Raw genomic sequence first — 17,952 nt, forward strand, 5'->3', positions numbered from 1 at the left:
TTCGTGGATAAAAAAAATCGTCACTCACACATCGTACATCTAAAATTTAATTTTATATTTGCAGTCCAATAGAGAGGAGGTTATGGAACTATGTTAATTATACCAGTTAAAGACGGAGAAAATATAGATAGAGCGCTTAAGCGTTTCAAGCGTAAGTTTGATCGTACGGGAACAATGCGTCAGCTACGTTCACGTCAGGCATTCTCAAAGCCATCGGTTGTGAGAAGAAAACAAATACAGAAAGCTCAGTACATACAAGGACTTAGAGATGCAGAAGAAATCTAGTATTTCTTCTTTCTGAATAACACATCCGTTGAACATCTCGTTCAACGGATTTTTTTTTTGCACTAGATGCTGCAGTTATTTCCGAGCGCAAAGAGAAAACACATCCATCTCCCTGCTCCACAGTAGTCAAAATTGACTACCTTTAGTCTTTAACTTGTACTTCACACATGCCTTTTAAACAATTCATAGACTACTTGTCCTTTGAGAAAAAATACTCTCCACATACCGTGATTGCGTATCAAAAAGATTTGGGCGATTTTCTTCAGTTTGCAAAGGATGAATATGAGTATAAAGACATTATAGATGTAAACTACGCTATAATTAGAAGCTGGATAGTTCTCTTGGTAGATAGCGGCATCGCTAACCGAAGTATCAATCGTAAAATATCGTCTTTAAAAACATACTATAAATTTCTACTGAAAACCAAACAATTAGAGACTACACCTTTGGCGCAGCACAAAGCGCTAAAAACGTCAACAAAGATGCAAGTTCCATTTTCAGAAAGAGAAATAGGAGATGTTTTGAAGCTGCTGCAGGAAGAAGAAGGGTATGAGGGCACACGAAATAAATTGATTGTAGAATTATTTTATTCCACAGGAATGCGTCGGGCAGAGCTCGTAAACCTTAAGTTGAATGCTATTTCTACGTCTCAAAAAACAATAAAGGTTTTGGGGAAGCGCAATAAGGAACGTATTATTCCTTTGCTTTCTTCAGTGGTTGAATCCATAGAGCAATTTATAACTCAAAGAAACGCCTTAAAAACAATTCAAGACGAAGATTTTTTATTGCTCACCACGAAAGGCGATAAAATTTACGAAACCCTTGTGTATAGAATTATAAATAATTATTTTAGTAAAGCGTCTGTAAAGGTAAAAAGGAGCCCGCATATTTTAAGGCATTCTTTTGCAACACATCTTTTAAACGAAGGCGCAGATTTAAATGCAGTAAAGGAACTGCTAGGACATTCGAGTCTGGCCTCTACCCAGGTATATACGCATAGTAGTATTGCGCAATTAAAACAGGTATACCAGAATGCTCATCCTAGAAATTCTAAATAGTAACTTTAAAAATATACTATATGAAAGTAAACGTGCAAGCTCCAAATTTCGCAGTCAAGGAAGACCTTTTGGTTTTTATTGAAAAGCGATTACAGAAATTAGAACAATTTTACGATAAAATTGTAGCAGCAGATGTTTTTTTGAAAGTTCAGAAAACAAGTGAAAAAGAAAATAAGATTACAGAAATTTTACTTAGCGTTCCAGGTAGTGACCTGATTTGCAAGAAAGAATCTAAAACTTTTGAAGCCGCCATAGATGAATGTATACAGTCTTTAGAACGCCAACTGAAAAAGCGAAAACAAAAAGAGCGCTCATTTGCTTGAAAATATTTTAGAAAAAGTTTTGTAGAAATAATAAATCGTATATCTTTGCAGTCCGTTAGAAATAGCGGACTTTTTTATGCCGCCAGTTTGGTGTAAAATAAGTCAAAAAAGCCGATGTAGCTCAGCTGGCTAGAGCAGCTGATTTGTAATCAGCAGGTCGTGGGTTCGAGTCCCTCCATCGGCTCAAAAAAAGAAGTTCTTTTGAAATATTGTTTTTTTTTGAAATTGTAAGCTTTTAAAGTTTATTATTTCAAAAGGTCCGGGGAGATACTCAAGCGGCCAACGAGGGCAGACTGTAAATCTGCTGACTACGTCTTCGCAGGTTCGAATCCTGCTCTCCCCACTAAGATTTAAAATAAGAAACCGTCAAAAGCTCGCTTTTGTAAGGGTTCGTTTTTAAATCTTTGTTCGGGGTCACCCGAACAGGATCACCGACGTGAGGAGGTAATCCAAAATGTTCTCTGAATATGAAATGAAGTATTGAGATTTAAAAGCTGGCTCTTAAGAGGCGGTGTTTTAAAAAATGTTGTTCGGGGTCACCCGAACAGGATCACCGACGCGAGGAGGTAATCCAAAATGTTCTCTGAATATGAAATGAAGTATTGAGATTTAAAAGCTGGCTCTTAAGAGGCGGTGTTTTAAAAAATGTTGTTCGGGGTCACCCGAACAGGATCACGATCTGCCAAGGCGGAGAGTAATTCAAATAAATTTGCAAAGAGAATTCTGTTTTTAGAAAACAATTCATTACCTTTGCACCCCGATTTCGAGCGGTATATCTTGAAGAAATTGAAATATTGAATACCATTTATAGTTGTTTTTTAAACTATAATAAATGCGGGAGTAGCTCAGTTGGTAGAGCGTCAGCCTTCCAAGCTGAATGTCGCCAGTTCGAACCTGGTCTCCCGCTCTAAAGTATTCCTGCGAAGGCAGGTTCTTTTCCTTTTAAAGTTAATGCCTCTTTGAGGCTTTTGGGGGTTAAAGAAATAAACACTTTACGCCGGTGTGGCTCAGGGGTAGAGCGTTTCCTTGGTAAGGAAGAGGTCATGAGTTCGAATCTCATCATTGGCTCAATACAGCATAAAATTGAACACTAATATATAACTAAGATTTAAATTAATACAAAATGGCAAAAGAAACATACGATCGGTCGAAACCACACTTAAACGTAGGTACAATTGGACACGTAGATCACGGTAAAACAACTTTAACTGCTGCAATTACTAAAGTATTGGCAGATTTAGGTTTTTCAAAAGCTTCTGCTTTTGATCAAATTGATAATGCTCCTGAAGAAAAAGAAAGAGGTATTACAATTAACTCTTCACACGTTGAGTACGCAACAGCGAACCGTCATTACGCACACGTTGACTGTCCAGGTCACGCCGATTACGTAAAGAACATGGTTACTGGTGCTGCACAAATGGACGGCGCTATCTTAGTAGTTGCTGCTACAGATGGTCCAATGCCACAAACACGTGAGCACATTCTTTTAGGACGTCAGGTAGGTATTCCACGTATCGTTGTATTTATGAATAAAGTAGATATGGTTGATGATGAGGAATTATTGGAACTAGTAGAAATGGAGATTAGAGATCTTCTTTCTTTCTACGAATATGATGGTGATAACGGACCTGTAATCGCTGGTTCTGCTCTTGGAGCATTAAACGGTGAGCAAAAATGGGTTGATACGGTTGTTGAATTAATGGCAGCTGTAGATACTTGGATCGAAGAGCCACTTCGTGAAGTAGATAAGCCTTTCTTGATGCCTATTGAAGATGTGTTTTCTATTACTGGTCGTGGAACTGTAGCTACAGGACGTATCGAAACTGGTATTGCTAACACTGGGGATCCTGTTGAGATCATTGGTATGGGAGCTGAGAAATTAAACTCTACTATTACTGGTATTGAAATGTTCCGTCAAATCTTGAACAGAGGTGAAGCTGGAGATAATGCAGGTATTCTTTTAAGAGGTATTGAGAAATCTCAAATCTCTAGAGGTATGGTAATCACTAAGCCAGGATCTGTAACACCACACGCTAAGTTTAAGGCAGAGGTTTATGTTCTTAAAAAAGAAGAAGGTGGACGTCACACTCCATTCCATAATAACTACCGTCCACAGTTTTACGTACGTACTACGGATGTAACTGGAAACATTAGTCTTCCTGATGGAGTTGAAATGGTAATGCCTGGAGATAACTTAACAATACACGTTGAGCTTATTCAAGCTATCGCAATGAATGTTGGTCTTCGTTTTGCAATCCGTGAGGGTGGTAGAACAGTAGGTGCCGGTCAGGTTACTGAAATTTTAGACTAATTCAAATATATGTATAAAGGAAAAGGTGTTCCGTTTCTAACGGAACGCCTTGACTTTTATAACGGGTTCACATAGTTATCACTATAAACCCTGTATACGGGTTTAGCTCAGTTGGTAGAGCACTGGTCTCCAAAACCAGGTGTCGTGAGTTCGAGTCTCTCAACCCGTGCAAAGAATCTGAAGATTAATTCAGAAAAAATATAAAACCAATTACAATGGTAAACTATATTAAAGAATCTTATAACGAACTAACAAAACACGTATCGTGGCCTGAAATGGGCGAAGCGCAAAAACTTACTGTAATTGTTGCTGTGTTTTCTGTGATTTTAGCATTAGTAGTATTTGGTGTAGATCAAGTATTCAGCAGCGTTATAGAGCAATATTTTAATTGGATTAAGTCGTAAGTATGACCGAAACAACAAGTACAAAACGATGGTATGTAGTCCGTTCGGTTAGCGGGCAGGAAAACAAGATTAAAACTGCAATAGACAGAGAAATTACGCGTCTGGATTTGCAGGATTATATCGAGCAAGTTCTTGTTCCTACTGAAAAGGTTGTTCAAATTCGTGATGGAAAGAAAATAAACAAAGAACGTGTTTACTTTCCTGGATATATTATGGTTCAAGCGAGTTTGGCAGGTGAAATACCTCATATTATAAAATCGATTAACGGAGTTATTGGCTTTTTGGGTGAAACCAAAGGCGGTGAACCGGTGCCACTAAGACAGGCTGAAGTAAATAGAATGTTAGGGAAAGTAGATGAGCTTTCAGTTCAAGATGATAATGTGAACATTCCTTTTACCATTGGTGAAACCATCAAAGTAATCGACGGTCCTTTTAACGGTTTCAATGGAACGGTTGAGAAGATAAATGAAGAAAAGCGTAAGCTGGAAGTAATGGTAAAGATTTTCGGAAGAAAAACTCCATTAGAGCTAAGCTATATGCAAGTAGAAAAAGTATAATTGTTACACGCTATAAATAGGTTTTTCTCAGGCTTCCACTTTAGAGAAATCAAATTTTAAACAAATACAATGGCAAAAGAAGTAGATAAAGTAGTAAAACTGCAAGTTCGCGGAGGAGCGGCAAACCCGTCTCCACCAGTTGGACCAGCATTAGGTGCTGCCGGTGTGAATATCATGGAATTCTGTAAGCAATTTAATGCTAGAACCCAAGATAAGCAAGGAAAGGTATTGCCTGTACAGATTACGGTTTTTAAAGACAAGTCTTTCGACTTCGTTATTAAGACCCCACCTGCTGCAGTGCAAATCTTAGAGGCCGCTAAAGCCAAAAAAGGCTCTGGTGAACCACACATCAATAAGGTAGCAACTATTTCCTGGGATCAGGTTAAAACGATTGCGGAAGACAAAATGCCAGATCTTAATGCGTTCACCATAGAGTCTGCTATGAAAATGGTAGCTGGTACTGCAAGATCTATGGGAGTTAAAATAAAAGGAGCTGCTCCTTTTTAATCCAAAAAAGAATCTATAAAATGGCAAGATTAACAAAAAAGCAAAAGGAAGCTGTACAGAAAGTAGAGGATAAGACCTATACTGTTGCTGAAGCTTCTGCTTTAATAAAAGAGATTTCCACCGTAAATTTTGATCCCTCTGTAGACCTAGCGGTACGCTTAAACGTGGATCCACGTAAAGCAAACCAAATGGTGCGTGGGGTTGTAACCCTTCCACACGGTACGGGTAAAGACGTGAAGGTGTTAGCATTGGTTACTCCAGATAAGGAAGCCGAAGCTAAAGAAGCTGGAGCAGATTACGTTGGATTAGACGAGTACCTCGACAAGATTAAAGGAGGTTGGACAGATGTTGACGTAATTGTAACAATGCCAAGTGTAATGGGTAAATTGGGTCCTTTAGGACGTGTATTAGGGCCTCGTGGCTTAATGCCTAACCCAAAAACTGGTACTGTAACGATGGACGTTGCTAAGGCAGTTTCAGATGTGAAAGCTGGTAAAATCGACTTTAAGGTTGATAAAACTGGTATTATTCACGCAGCAGTTGGAAAAGCATCTTTTGATGCTGATAAAATCGCTGGAAACGCAAGAGAATTATTAACCACATTGGTAAAATTGAAGCCTCAAGCGGCTAAGGGAGTTTACATTCAGAGCATATTTATGTCTTCTACGATGTCTCCTTCAGTTCAAATTGATACTAAAAGATTTACTGAGCAGTAAACATAGAAGATATGACTAGAGAAGAAAAATCACAAGTAATTGAAACCTTGACTGCACAGTTATCTGAGAATGCTACTATTTATTTAGCAGACATTTCAGGCTTGGATGCAGGAGCTACCTCCAACTTACGTCGTGCTTGTTATAAAGCAGGTGTTAAGTTAAATGTGGTAAAGAATACATTGCTTGCAAAAGCGATGGAAGCTTCAGATAAAGACTTTGGTGAATTAGCCGGAGTACTTAAAGGAAATACTTCTTTAATGGTTTCAGAGGCGAGTAATGCGCCAGCGAAAGTTATTAAAGAATTCAGAAAAAAATCTGAGAAGCCTTTACTAAAAGGAGCCTTTATTGAAGAAGCAGTTTATGTAGGAGATGATCAACTGGATGCTCTTGTAGATATTAAGTCTAGAGAAGAGCTTATTGGAGACATCGTTGGATTACTTCAATCTCCTGCCAAGAATGTTATTTCTGCACTTAAGAGTGGAGGAAACACGATTGCAGGTCTTGTAAAAACACTTTCGGAAAGACCCGAATAAGCAAAGCACTAATTAAATACAAATAATAAATTACACTTTTTAAAAACGATAGAAAATGGCAGATTTAAAAGATTTCGCAGAAAAATTGGTTAACTTAACTGTAAAAGAAGTTAATGAATTAGCAACAATATTAAAAGATGAGTACGGTATCGAGCCTGCTGCTGCAGCTGTAGCTGTTGCTGCTGGTGGTGCTGCAGGTGGTGAAGCCGCTGAAGAGCAAACAGAATTTGACGTAATTCTTACAGCCGCTGGAGGTTCTAAACTTGCAGTTGTAAAACTAGTTAAGGAATTAACTGGTGCTGGTCTTAAAGACGCTAAAGAATTAGTAGACAATGCACCTTCTCCAATTAAGGAAGGTGTCTCTAAAGACGAGGCTGAAGCTCTTAAAGCTCAACTAGAAGAAGCTGGAGCAGAGGTTGAGCTTAAGTAAGCCAACTACACTTCAAACCTTAAGGTTTAGGTCTTCCGGATAGCCCGGAAAGACCTAAACCATTTTGCGTATATAAAGGTGAATACCGAAATGAGTATGCGCACACACCCATAATTTTAATTAAAATTCCGTCCATAGATGTCAGCAACGCAAACTGAAAGATTGAATTTTTCCTCTGTACAGAACAAGCCGGATTACCCGGACTTTTTGGACATACAGATTAAATCCTTTCAGGATTTTTTCCAGTTGGAAACCAAGTCAGAAGAAAGAGGTCAAGAAGGATTATATAAGACCTTCTTAGAGAATTTCCCGATTACAGATACTCGTAATCAATTTGTATTAGAATTTTTAGACTATTTCGTAGATCCACCAAGATACTCTATTCAAGAGTGTATTGAACGTGGCCTAACGTATAGTGTGCCTTTGAAAGCACGTCTAAAACTATATTGTACAGATGATGAACATGAAGATTTTGAAACTATCGTACAGGATGTATATTTAGGAACTATTCCTTATATGACACCTTCTGGTACTTTTTGCATTAATGGTGCAGAACGTGTGGTAGTATCTCAGTTACACCGTTCCCCTGGTGTTTTCTTTGGACAATCGTTCCATGCAAATGGAACCAAATTATATTCAGCTCGTGTAATTCCTTTTAAAGGTTCTTGGATTGAATTTGCTACCGATATCAACAGCGTTATGTACGCTTATATCGATAGAAAGAAAAAATTACCTGTAACAACACTTTTCCGTGCAATTGGTTTTGAAAGAGATAAGGATATCCTTGAAATCTTTGACCTTGCAGAAGAAGTAAAAGCAAGCAAAACAGGACTTAAAAAATATATGGGTCGCAAACTTGCTGCCCGTGTGTTAAAAACATGGCACGAAGATTTCGTAGACGAGGATACTGGTGAAGTAGTATCTATTGAGCGTAACGAGATTGTTTTGGACCGTGATACGGTTCTTGAAAAAGACCATATTGAAGAGATTTTGGATTCAGGTTCAAAAGCTATTCTATTGCACAAAGAAGATAACTTGCAGGCAGATTATGCAATTATCCACAACACTTTACAGAAGGATCCTACCAACTCAGAAAAAGAAGCGGTAGAGCACATCTACAGACAATTACGTAACGCCGAGCCGCCAGATGAGGAAACCGCTCGTGGCATTATCAACAAGTTGTTCTTCTCAGACCAGAGATACAACCTTGGTGAAGTAGGACGGTACCGTATGAACAAAAAATTACAGTTGGATATTGAAATGGACAAGCAGGTCTTGACCAAATTAGATATCATCACCATTGTAAAATACCTTATTGAGCTTATCAACTCTAAAGCAGAGATTGATGATATTGATCACTTATCGAACCGTCGTGTACGTACCGTAGGGGAACAATTATCGTCTCAGTTTGGTGTAGGTCTTGCCCGTATGGCAAGAACAATTCGTGAACGTATGAATGTACGTGACAACGAAGTGTTTACACCAATCGATTTGATTAACGCGAAGACCTTGTCTTCAGTAATTAACTCGTTTTTTGGTACCAACCAGTTGTCTCAGTTTATGGACCAGACCAACCCGCTGGCAGAGATTACGCACAAGCGTCGTCTTTCAGCCCTAGGGCCAGGTGGTTTGTCTAGAGAACGAGCAGGATTTGAGGTTCGTGATGTTCACTACACACACTACGGAAGGTTATGTCCAATTGAAACTCCTGAAGGACCAAACATTGGTCTTATATCTTCACTTTCGGTATATGCCAAGGTGAATAACTTAGGATTTATTGAGACGCCTTACAGAAAAGTTGAAAATGGTAAGATAGATTTCAAAACTACGCCACAGTACCTTTCAGCTGAAGAAGAAGAAGGACAATTAATTGCACAAGCTAACATCCCGTTAACGAAGGATGGACAGATTGATACAGACCGTGTTATTGCACGTATGGAAGGTGACTTCCCTGTAGTAGATCCAACCACCGTGAATTATGCCGATGTTGCACCAAACCAGATTTCGTCTATTTCGGCGTCGCTCATTCCGTTCCTGGAACATGATGATGCAAACCGTGCCTTGATGGGATCTAACATGATGCGCCAGGCAGTACCTTTATTGTTGGCAGATTCTCCAATTGTAGGAACTGGGTTGGAACGTCAGGTTGCCAGTGACTCACGTGTATTGATTAATGCAGAAGGCGATGGAGTTGTTGAATATGTAGACGCAAACGAGATCACTATTAAATATGACCGTACCGAAGAAGCGCGTATGGTTAGTTTTGAAGAGGACTCAAAAACATACCAGTTAGTAAAATTCAGAAAGACGAACCAAAGTACTTCTATTAACCTGAAGCCTATCGTAAGTAGAGGAGACAGAGTTGCTAAAGGACAGGTTTTATGTCAAGGATATGCCACCGAAAAAGGTGAGTTAGCGCTTGGACGTAATATGAAAGTAGCCTTTATGCCTTGGAAAGGGTATAACTTTGAGGATGCGATTGTGATTTCTGAAAAAGTAGTTCGCGAAGATATCTTTACGTCTATTCATATTGATGAGTATTCGCTAGAAGTTCGTGATACAAAGCTTGGTAATGAAGAATTAACAAACGACATTCCTAACGTTTCTGAAGAGGCTACAAAAGACTTGGACGAAAACGGAATGATTCGCGTAGGTGCTGAAGTGAAGCCAGGTGATATCTTAATTGGTAAGATTACTCCAAAAGGAGAAAGCGATCCAACACCAGAAGAGAAATTACTGCGTGCTATCTTTGGTGACAAAGCTGGTGATGTAAAAGATGCTTCCTTAAAAGCATCTCCATCATTACGTGGTGTGGTAATTAACAAGAAGTTATTCGCTCGCGCTGTAAAAGATAAACGTAAGAGAGCAAAAGATAAAGAAGACATCGCTGCATTAGAAGTGGAGTATGATGGTAAGTTTGACGCCTTAAAAGATGTAGTAGTTGAAAAACTATTCAATATTGTAGGTGGAAAAACGGCTCAAGGTGTGACAAACGATTTAGGTGAAGTGGTTTTTCCAAAAGGGAAAAAGTACACGCTTAAAATGCTAAACGCTGTAGATGATTACTCTCACTTAGTAGGAGGTGTTTGGACAACAGATGATGAAACCAATACGATGGTTCGTGACTTGATGCACAACTACCGTATTAAGGAGAATGACTTACAAGGGAACTTGCGTCGTGAGAAGTTTACAATTTCTGTAGGTGATGAATTACCTTCAGGAATCTTACAACTAGCGAAAGTATATGTTGCTAAAAAACGTAAGCTGAAAGTAGGAGATAAGATGGCGGGACGTCACGGAAACAAGGGTATTGTAGCTCGTATTGTTCGTGATGAAGATATGCCGTTCTTGGAAGATGGAACTCCAGTAGATATCGTGTTGAACCCACTTGGGGTACCATCACGTATGAACATTGGTCAAATTTATGAAACGGTACTAGGATGGGCTGGACAAAAATTAGGTAGAAAATATGCTACCCCAATTTTTGACGGAGCAACCATAGACCAGATTAACGAATTGACTGACGAAGCTGGAATCCCACGTTACGGACATACCTACTTATATGATGGTGGTACAGGACAACGTTTTGACCAGCCCGCAACCGTAGGTGTTATCTATATGCTGAAACTAGGACATATGGTAGACGATAAGATGCACGCACGTTCTATAGGACCGTATTCATTAATTACACAACAACCATTGGGTGGTAAAGCCCAGTTTGGTGGTCAGCGTTTTGGTGAGATGGAGGTATGGGCATTAGAGGCTTATGGAGCTTCAAGTACCCTACGTGAAATATTGACGGTAAAGTCTGATGATGTAATTGGTAGAGCAAAAACCTACGAGAGTATCGTAAAAGGGGAAGCTATGCCAGAACCAGGATTGCCAGAATCATTCAACGTACTTATGCACGAATTGAAAGGTCTGGGACTTGACATTAGATTAGAAGAATAGTAAAAAAGTACGCAGTACGCAGTATGCAGTAGTCAGTTTGATATTGCAAAGCGATTTTTAAACTGACTCCTGCGTACTAACTACTGATTTACTGAATACTGATTTACTGAATACTGATTTACTGAATACTGAATTACTGATAAAAGCATTATGGCAAGAAATAATAACGAACAACAACAAAAGAAATTTAGTAAAATTTCTATCGGTTTGGCATCGCCAGAATCTATTTTGGCAGAGTCTCGTGGAGAGGTGTTAAAACCAGAAACAATTAACTACCGTACGCACAAACCAGAGCGTGACGGTTTGTTCTGTGAGCGTATTTTTGGTCCTGTAAAGGATTATGAATGTGCCTGTGGAAAGTACAAGCGTATCCGTTATAAGGGTATTGTTTGTGACCGTTGTGGAGTAGAGGTAACGGAGAAAAAAGTACGTCGTGACCGTGTGGGACACATCAACTTGGTGGTTCCTGTAGCTCACATCTGGTACTTTAGAAGTTTACCAAACAAAATAGGTTATTTGCTAGGACTTCCTTCAAAGAAGTTAGACATGATAATTTACTACGAAAGATACGTAGTAATACAACCAGGTATTGCAAAGAATGAAGAAGGAGAGCCAGTTCAAAAAATGGACTTCCTAACTGAAGAAGAATACCTAACTATTTTAGACAGTCTTCCACAAGAAAACTTATACTTGGACGATAAAGATCCTAATAAGTTTATCGCAAAAATGGGAGCCGAGTGTTTAATTGAATTGTTACAACGTATCGACTTAGATACTTTGTCTTTTGAATTACGTCACAAAGCAAACAACGAAACATCGAAGCAACGTAAAACGGAAGCATTAAAGCGTCTTCAAGTAGTTGAAGCCTTACGTGATGCCAATAAAAACCGTGAAAATAATCCAGAGTGGATGATTATGAAGGTGGTACCAGTAATTCCACCAGAATTACGTCCGTTGGTGCCGCTAGATGGGGGTCGTTTTGCAACCTCAGATTTGAACGATCTATACCGTCGTGTTATTATCCGTAACAACCGTTTGAAGCGTTTGATGGAAATTAAAGCACCAGAGGTAATTTTACGTAATGAGAAACGTATGTTGCAAGAATCTGTAGATTCATTGTTTGACAACACGCGTAAATCTTCAGCAGTAAAAACCGATAGTAACCGTCCGTTGAAATCACTTTCAGATTCATTGAAAGGGAAGCAAGGACGTTTCCGTCAAAACTTATTGGGTAAGCGTGTGGATTATAGTGCACGTTCAGTAATTGTTGTTGGACCTGAATTAAAATTATTTGAATGTGGTATCCCTAAGGATATGGCAGCAGAGCTTTACAAGCCTTTCGTAATTAGAAAACTAATTGAAAGAGGAATTGTAAAAACAGTAAAATCTGCAAAGAAAATTATAGACAAAAAAGAGCCTGTGGTTTGGGATATTCTGGAAAATGTTCTTAAAGGACACCCAGTGATGCTTAACCGTGCTCCTACTTTGCACAGACTGGGAATTCAAGCTTTTCAACCAAAATTAATTGAAGGAAAAGCAATCCAGTTACACCCATTGGTATGTACGGCATTTAACGCCGATTTTGATGGTGACCAGATGGCGGTACACCTTCCATTAGGTCCAGAAGCAATTTTGGAATGTCAGTTATTAATGTTGGCATCTCACAATATCCTCAACCCTGCAAATGGTAGCCCGGTAGCGGTACCATCTCAGGATATGGTATTGGGTCTGTATTATATGACCAAATTGAGAAAGTCTACTCCAGAAGTAAAAGTAATTGGAGAAGGTTTAACATTCTATTCAGCAGAGGAAGCGATCATTGCTTACAACGAAAAGCAAGTAGACTTGAATGCTGAAATAAAAATAAGAACAAAAGATTTTGACGAGAACGGAAACTTGACCATGCAAATTATCACAACCACTCTTGGGCGTGTAATTTTCAACGAACAAGTACCGGAAGCAGCAGGGTACATTAATGCAGTATTAACCAAGAAATCATTACGTGATATTATTGGGGATATTTTAGCTGCAACCAGCGTACCAGTAACGGCAGCATTCTTGGACGAAATTAAAGGTCTTGGATATAAATTTGCATTTGAAGGCGGATTGTCATTTAGCTTAGGGGATATTATTATTCCACCAGAGAAACAATCTATGATCGATAGTGCCAATGCTCAGGTAGACGCTATTGTAGGAAACTATAATATGGGTCTTATTACCAACAACGAGCGTTACAACCAGGTAATTGATATTTGGACTGCAACGAATGCCGAATTGACTGAATTGTCTATGAAGCGTATTCGCGAAGACCAGCAAGGATTTAACTCGGTGTATATGATGCTTGATTCTGGAGCACGTGGATCTAAAGAACAGATTCGCCAGCTTACAGGAATGCGTGGTTTAATGGCCAAGCCGAAGAAATCGAATAGTGGTGGAGGTGAAATTATTGAAAACCCAATTCTTTCTAACTTTAAGGAAGGACTTTCAATTTTAGAATACTTTATCTCAACACACGGTGCACGTAAAGGACTTGCAGATACCGCCTTAAAAACGGCAGATGCAGGATACTTAACTCGTAGATTGGTAGATGTATCGCAAGATGTAATTATCAATACTGAAGATTGTGGTACCCTAAGAGGTATTGAAGTTTCAGCATTAAAGAAGAACGAAGAAGTGGTAGAGAACTTAGGTGCTCGTATCGTAGGTCGTACTTCATTAAACGATGTTATCAATCCATTGACCAAGGAAGTTCTTGTTCATTCAGGAGATCACATTACGGAAGCCATTGCAAAAACTATTAATGCATCCCCAATTGAAAGAGTTGAAGTTCGTTCTGCATTAACGTGCGAAGCGAAAAAAGGTGTCTGTTCACAATGTTACGGCCGTAACCTTGCTACCAATAAAATGGTACAAAGAGGTGAAGCTGTTGGTGTTGTTGCTGCACAATCTATTGGAGAGCCTGGAACTCAGTTAACATTGCGTACCTTCCACGTGGGTGGTATTGCAGGTAACATTTCAGAAGAAAATAAGCTTACTGTGAAATTTAACGGTAAAGCCGAAATCGAAGATTTGAAAACAGTTAAAGGTGAAGACAACGAAGGAAAAACGGTAGATATCGTAATTTCTCGTACTTCTGAACTGAAATTGGTAGATGTAAAAACAGGAATTACCCTAAGTACAAACGTAATCCCTTACGGTTCAACCATTTTTGTAAAAGATGGTGAGAAACTGGAGAAAGATGATGTAGTTTGTAGCTGGGATCCCTATAACGGTGTAATTATTTCAGAATTTGCTGGTAAGATCAAGTACGAGAACATCGAACAGGGTATTACATTTGCAGTGGAAATTGACGAACAAACAGGTTTCCAGGAAAAAGTAATTACCGAATCCAGAGATAAGAAGAAGATACCAACACTTCAAATTCTTGGTAAGAAAGACGAAGTAATTCGTTCTTATAACCTACCAGTAGGAGCCTTAATTAGTGTGGATGATGGTGAGAAAATTAAGATTGGTAAAGTCTTGGTGAAGATTCCTCGTAAGTCTGCGAAATCAGGTGATATTACAGGAGGTCTTCCACGTGTAACCGAATTATTTGAAGCGCGTAACCCGTCTAATCCTGCTGTAGTAAGTGAGATTGATGGTGTTGTTTCCTTCGGAAAAATTAAGCGTGGAAACCGTGAAATTATCGTAGAGTCTAAGCTTGGTGAAATCAAGAAATACTTGGTGAAATTGAGTAACCAGATTTTGGTACAGGAGAACGATTACGTTCGTGCTGGTATGCCACTTTCTGATGGTTCTATCACACCAGAAGATATCTTACGTATTAAAGGCCCATCTGCAGTACAGCAATACTTAGTGAACGAAGTTCAGGAAGTATACCGTTTGCAAGGGGTGAAGATTAACGATAAGCACTTTGAAGTTGTTGTAAGACAAATGATGCGTAAAGTGAGAATTGTAGATCCGGGAGATACAACATTCCTAGAAAACCAATTGGCACACAAATACGACTTTATTGAAGAAAACGATAAGATTTTTGGAATGAAGGTTGTTGTGAGCGCTGGAGATTCTGAAAACCTGAAGGAAGGACAGATTATTTCACCACGTGATTTACGTGATGAGAACTCTATCCTACGTCGTACCGATAAAACGTTGGTAGAAGCACGTGATGCTGTAAATTCTACAGCAACTCCAATACTGCAAGGTATTACGAGAGCATCGTTACAGACCAAGTCATTTATTTCTGCGGCATCGTTCCAGGAAACTACTAAAGTATTAAACGAAGCTGCAGTAAGCGGTAAAGTGGATCACTTAGAAGGATTGAAAGAGAACGTTATTGTAGGTCATAGAATCCCAGCCGGTACAGGTATGAGACGTTATGATACTATTATCGTAGGCTCAAAAGAAGAATTCGAAGAAATGACTAAGGAGAAACAAGAGGTAAACTACAACTAAGTGAGCATCCTGTTTTCTAAGCGAAGCGATAGAGAACAGTTATAGCGAACTTATCCCGACGCAGGTCGGAATCTTGTTACTAGAAATATCAAAAATCCCGTGACACAACCTCACGGGATTTTGTTTTTAATATTAATAATCAATAGAGGTTGCGAAGCAATCGTAATAAAAAAACAAGCATGGAAGACAACAAAAAACCTAAACAAGGACAGATAAATATAGAACTAGACCAAGATATAGCGCAAGGGATTTATAGCAATCTCGCCATCATTAATCACTCACAAAGTGAATTCGTGGTAGATTTTGTAAGCATTATGCCAGGAGTGCCAAAAAGTAAAGTAAAGTCTAGAATCGTATTAACACCCCAACACGCAAAGCGCTTTTTGAAAGCAATGCACGATAATGTGTCTAGATTTGAGAAGCAACACGGTGAGATAAAAGATTATCAGCAAGCTGCTATGCCAATTAATTTTGGTCCTACAGGAGAGGCTTAATTGTATGTAAGCAGTTTACAGTTGCAGTAAAGAGTAAAAAAGTCCTTGATTCAATTTTTGAATCAAGGACTTTTTATTTTGCTTGCTGCCAACTAAGCCTTAAAGGTTGCTGCAGCATCAAACTCACTTACAAAGTGAAACTTAATATTTGGATATTTACTTTGCGTCATTTGCAATGTAAAGGCACTGTCTGCAAAAAATACTAGTTGCCCACGTTTATCCTTGGCAAGGAACTTAGATTTTACTCTTTTAAAATCGGCAAACTCATCACTTTTAGGGTCTTTTGGTTGTACCCAACACGCTTTATGTACATTCAGGTTTTCGTAGATGCATTTGGCTCCATATTCATGTTCTAACCTGTATTGTATTACTTCAAACTGAAGAGCTCCTACGGTGCCTATTACTTTACGACCATTTAATTCTAGAGTAAATAATTGTGCGACACCTTCGTCCATTAATTGGTCAACCCCTTTTTCAAGTTGTTTGCTTTTCATGGGGTCTGCATTGTTGATATATTTAAAATGTTCTGGTGAAAAGCTTGGAATCCCTCTGTAGTGCATTTCTTCACCTTCGGTTAGGGTATCACCAATTTTGAAGTTTCCAGTATCGTGTAATCCTACAATATCGCCAGGATAGGAGACGTCTACTATTTGTTTCTTTTCAGCAAAAAAGGCATTAGGGCTAGAAAATTTTAGCTTTTTCCCGTTTCGAACATGGAGATAAGGGGTATTTCTTTCAAAGGTACCCGAGACTATTTTAACGAAGGCTAGCCTATCGCGGTGTTTGGGATCCATATTCGCGTGGATCTTAAAAACAAAACCAGAAAATTCCTTTTCTTCGGGTTTTACCAATCGGGTATCACTTTCTTTAGGTCTTGGTTTTGGGGCAATTTCAACAAAGCAATCCAGTAGCTCACGAACGCCAAAGTTATTAAGGGCTGAGCCAAAGAATACAGGTTGTAATTCTCCTGCCAAATATTCATCTCTATTAAAATCTGGATAGACTTCATAGACCAATTCTAATTCTTCCCTCAATTCTTTCGCAGCTTTTTCGCCTATAAGGCTGTCCAATTCAGGGTTGGCTATATCTTCAATTTCTATGGTTTCTTCAATATTTTTTCTGCTATCACCACTAAAAAGGTTTACATTTTTCTCCCAGATATTATAAATTCCTTTAAAGTCATAGCCCATTCCAATAGGAAAGGAAAGCGGGGTAATATGCAATTTTAATTTTTGTTCAATTTCATCCAATAATCCAAAGGTATCTTTACCTTCCCGATCCATTTTATTTATAAAAACAATTATTGGAATATTTCGCATACGACATACTTCAACCAGCTTTTCAGTTTGTTCTTCTACCCCTTTGGCTACATCTATCACTACGATAACGCTATCTACTGCGGTGAGTGTTCTAAAGGTGTCTTCAGCAAAATCTTTGTGACCAGGCGTGTCTAAAATATTAATTTTGGTTCCATCATATTCAAAAGCCAGTACTGAAGTTGCTACCGAAATTCCACGCTGGCGTTCAATTTCCATAAAATCGCTGGTCGCTCCTTTTTTTATTTTATTACTTTTTACAGCACCGGCTTCTTGAATAGCACCTCCAAAAAGGAGTAATTTTTCGGTGAGCGTAGTTTTACCGGCATCGGGATGCGAAATAATACCAAAGGTTTTTCTGCGATTAATTTCGCGCGTTAACGACATATTTTTTTTTTTAATTATTAGCAAAGATAAGCGTTGTTAGGATGAATTAAAAGAGGTTATTCTTGTGAGAAATCTCTTAGTTTTTTCTTACAAAATGAGTTGACAGAAGGTGTTGAAATTGAATTATATACGTATATATACGTATATATATTACACACTTTTCTTACAAAAAATCAGTGATTATATGCATTTTGTCGAAAAAAACTGAACTTTCAACTAAAATATGAT

Annotated in this window: 14 protein-coding genes and 5 tRNA genes; 18 read left to right on the forward strand and 1 reads right to left on the reverse strand. The window is 38.7% G+C overall.

What is annotated here, in order from left to right; genetic code table 11:
* The first annotated feature begins 90 nt into the window (after window positions 1–90).
* The 18 genes from rpsU (at window position 91) to ACQ2HF_RS09575 (ending at window position 16,021) form a co-directional block, all read left to right on the forward strand.
* Window positions 91–285 carry a 30S ribosomal protein S21 gene (gene rpsU / locus ACQ2HF_RS09490; protein WP_151895261.1) on the forward strand — a complete coding sequence of 65 codons (195 nt, stop codon included), beginning with the start codon at window positions 91–93 and terminating at the stop codon, window positions 283–285.
* A 167-nt stretch (window positions 286–452) separates the two neighbouring features.
* Entirely contained in the window at window positions 453–1,343 is an 891-nt protein-coding gene (locus tag ACQ2HF_RS09495; RefSeq protein WP_432410193.1) for a tyrosine-type recombinase/integrase, read from the forward strand.
* Between the two features lie 20 nt (window positions 1,344–1,363).
* Window positions 1,364–1,666, forward strand: a complete 303-nt coding sequence (gene hpf, locus ACQ2HF_RS09500; protein WP_432410194.1) for a ribosome hibernation-promoting factor, HPF/YfiA family — start codon at window positions 1,364–1,366, stop codon at window positions 1,664–1,666.
* A 110-nt stretch (window positions 1,667–1,776) separates the two neighbouring features.
* Window positions 1,777–1,850, forward strand: a tRNA-Thr gene (locus tag ACQ2HF_RS09505).
* A 77-nt stretch (window positions 1,851–1,927) separates the two neighbouring features.
* Window positions 1,928–2,009: transfer RNA gene (locus tag ACQ2HF_RS09510), tRNA-Tyr, on the forward strand.
* A 491-nt stretch (window positions 2,010–2,500) separates the two neighbouring features.
* Window positions 2,501–2,573 (forward strand) — tRNA-Gly (locus ACQ2HF_RS09515).
* 89 nt (window positions 2,574–2,662) lie between these two features.
* Window positions 2,663–2,734 (forward strand) — tRNA-Thr (locus ACQ2HF_RS09520).
* 55 nt (window positions 2,735–2,789) lie between these two features.
* On the forward strand, window positions 2,790–3,977 hold the full coding sequence (tuf, locus tag ACQ2HF_RS09525; RefSeq protein WP_432410195.1) for an elongation factor Tu: 1,188 nt from the start codon (window positions 2,790–2,792) through the stop codon (window positions 3,975–3,977).
* 96 nt (window positions 3,978–4,073) lie between these two features.
* Window positions 4,074–4,146, forward strand: a tRNA-Trp gene (locus tag ACQ2HF_RS09530).
* A 46-nt stretch (window positions 4,147–4,192) separates the two neighbouring features.
* Window positions 4,193–4,381: a preprotein translocase subunit SecE gene (gene secE / locus ACQ2HF_RS09535; RefSeq protein WP_432410196.1), complete on the forward strand. Its 189-nt coding sequence runs from the start codon at window positions 4,193–4,195 to the stop codon at window positions 4,379–4,381.
* Window positions 4,382–4,383: 2 nt separating this feature from the next.
* Entirely contained in the window at window positions 4,384–4,938 is a 555-nt protein-coding gene (gene nusG, locus ACQ2HF_RS09540; RefSeq protein WP_432410197.1) for a transcription termination/antitermination protein NusG, read from the forward strand.
* Between the two features lie 69 nt (window positions 4,939–5,007).
* Window positions 5,008–5,445, forward strand: coding sequence for a 50S ribosomal protein L11 (gene rplK, locus ACQ2HF_RS09545; RefSeq protein ID WP_432410198.1), 438 nt, complete (start codon window positions 5,008–5,010; stop codon window positions 5,443–5,445).
* A gap of 20 nt (window positions 5,446–5,465) precedes the next feature.
* A complete protein-coding gene (gene rplA / locus ACQ2HF_RS09550) occupies window positions 5,466–6,161 on the forward strand; it encodes a 50S ribosomal protein L1 (RefSeq protein ID WP_432410199.1) in 696 nt (231 codons plus the stop codon).
* 11 nt (window positions 6,162–6,172) lie between these two features.
* On the forward strand, window positions 6,173–6,694 hold the full coding sequence (gene rplJ, locus ACQ2HF_RS09555; RefSeq protein ID WP_432410200.1) for a 50S ribosomal protein L10: 522 nt from the start codon (window positions 6,173–6,175) through the stop codon (window positions 6,692–6,694).
* A gap of 55 nt (window positions 6,695–6,749) precedes the next feature.
* Complete coding sequence (gene rplL, locus ACQ2HF_RS09560) at window positions 6,750–7,124, forward strand: 50S ribosomal protein L7/L12 (RefSeq protein ID WP_432410201.1); 375 nt, start codon at window positions 6,750–6,752, stop codon at window positions 7,122–7,124.
* Between the two features lie 138 nt (window positions 7,125–7,262).
* Window positions 7,263–11,075 (forward strand): DNA-directed RNA polymerase subunit beta, encoded by a 3,813-nt coding sequence (gene rpoB, locus ACQ2HF_RS09565; RefSeq protein WP_432410202.1) that lies wholly within the window; start codon window positions 7,263–7,265, stop codon window positions 11,073–11,075.
* A 150-nt stretch (window positions 11,076–11,225) separates the two neighbouring features.
* The gene (gene rpoC / locus ACQ2HF_RS09570) at window positions 11,226–15,527 is read left to right on the forward strand and encodes a DNA-directed RNA polymerase subunit beta' (protein ID WP_432410203.1); all 4,302 of its coding nucleotides are present in this window, start codon (window positions 11,226–11,228) and stop codon (window positions 15,525–15,527) included.
* 179 nt (window positions 15,528–15,706) lie between these two features.
* A complete protein-coding gene (locus ACQ2HF_RS09575) occupies window positions 15,707–16,021 on the forward strand; it encodes a DUF3467 domain-containing protein (protein WP_432410204.1) in 315 nt (104 codons plus the stop codon).
* Window positions 16,022–16,113: 92 nt separating this feature from the next.
* Here the strand turns inward: ACQ2HF_RS09575 and ACQ2HF_RS09580 are convergent, their stop codons facing one another.
* Window positions 16,114–17,724 (reverse strand): peptide chain release factor 3, encoded by a 1,611-nt coding sequence (locus tag ACQ2HF_RS09580; RefSeq protein WP_432410205.1) that lies wholly within the window; start codon window positions 17,722–17,724, stop codon window positions 16,114–16,116.
* Window positions 17,725–17,952: the final 228 nt, after the last annotated feature.

Source organism: Rasiella sp. SM2506 (genome assembly GCF_050859505.1).
In the GTDB taxonomy this organism is placed as follows: domain Bacteria; phylum Bacteroidota; class Bacteroidia; order Flavobacteriales; family Flavobacteriaceae; genus Marinirhabdus.

Excerpts from the sequence above, each read along its gene's own strand:
- rpsU (WP_151895261.1), top strand. The coding sequence starts at position 91 with ATGTTAATTATACCAGTTAAAGACGGAGAAAATATAGATAGAGCGCTT.
- ACQ2HF_RS09495 (WP_432410193.1), top strand. The coding sequence starts at position 453 with ATGCCTTTTAAACAATTCATAGACTACTTGTCCTTTGAGAAAAAATAC.
- hpf (WP_432410194.1), top strand. The coding sequence starts at position 1,364 with ATGAAAGTAAACGTGCAAGCTCCAAATTTCGCAGTCAAGGAAGACCTT.
- tuf (WP_432410195.1), top strand. The coding sequence starts at position 2,790 with ATGGCAAAAGAAACATACGATCGGTCGAAACCACACTTAAACGTAGGT.
- secE (WP_432410196.1), top strand. The coding sequence starts at position 4,193 with ATGGTAAACTATATTAAAGAATCTTATAACGAACTAACAAAACACGTA.
- nusG (WP_432410197.1), top strand. The coding sequence starts at position 4,384 with ATGACCGAAACAACAAGTACAAAACGATGGTATGTAGTCCGTTCGGTT.
- rplK (WP_432410198.1), top strand. The coding sequence starts at position 5,008 with ATGGCAAAAGAAGTAGATAAAGTAGTAAAACTGCAAGTTCGCGGAGGA.
- rplA (WP_432410199.1), top strand. The coding sequence starts at position 5,466 with ATGGCAAGATTAACAAAAAAGCAAAAGGAAGCTGTACAGAAAGTAGAG.
- rplJ (WP_432410200.1), top strand. The coding sequence starts at position 6,173 with ATGACTAGAGAAGAAAAATCACAAGTAATTGAAACCTTGACTGCACAG.
- rplL (WP_432410201.1), top strand. The coding sequence starts at position 6,750 with ATGGCAGATTTAAAAGATTTCGCAGAAAAATTGGTTAACTTAACTGTA.
- rpoB (WP_432410202.1), top strand. The coding sequence starts at position 7,263 with ATGTCAGCAACGCAAACTGAAAGATTGAATTTTTCCTCTGTACAGAAC.
- rpoC (WP_432410203.1), top strand. The coding sequence starts at position 11,226 with ATGGCAAGAAATAATAACGAACAACAACAAAAGAAATTTAGTAAAATT.
- ACQ2HF_RS09575 (WP_432410204.1), top strand. The coding sequence starts at position 15,707 with ATGGAAGACAACAAAAAACCTAAACAAGGACAGATAAATATAGAACTA.
- ACQ2HF_RS09580 (WP_432410205.1), bottom strand. The coding sequence starts at position 17,724 with ATGTCGTTAACGCGCGAAATTAATCGCAGAAAAACCTTTGGTATTATT.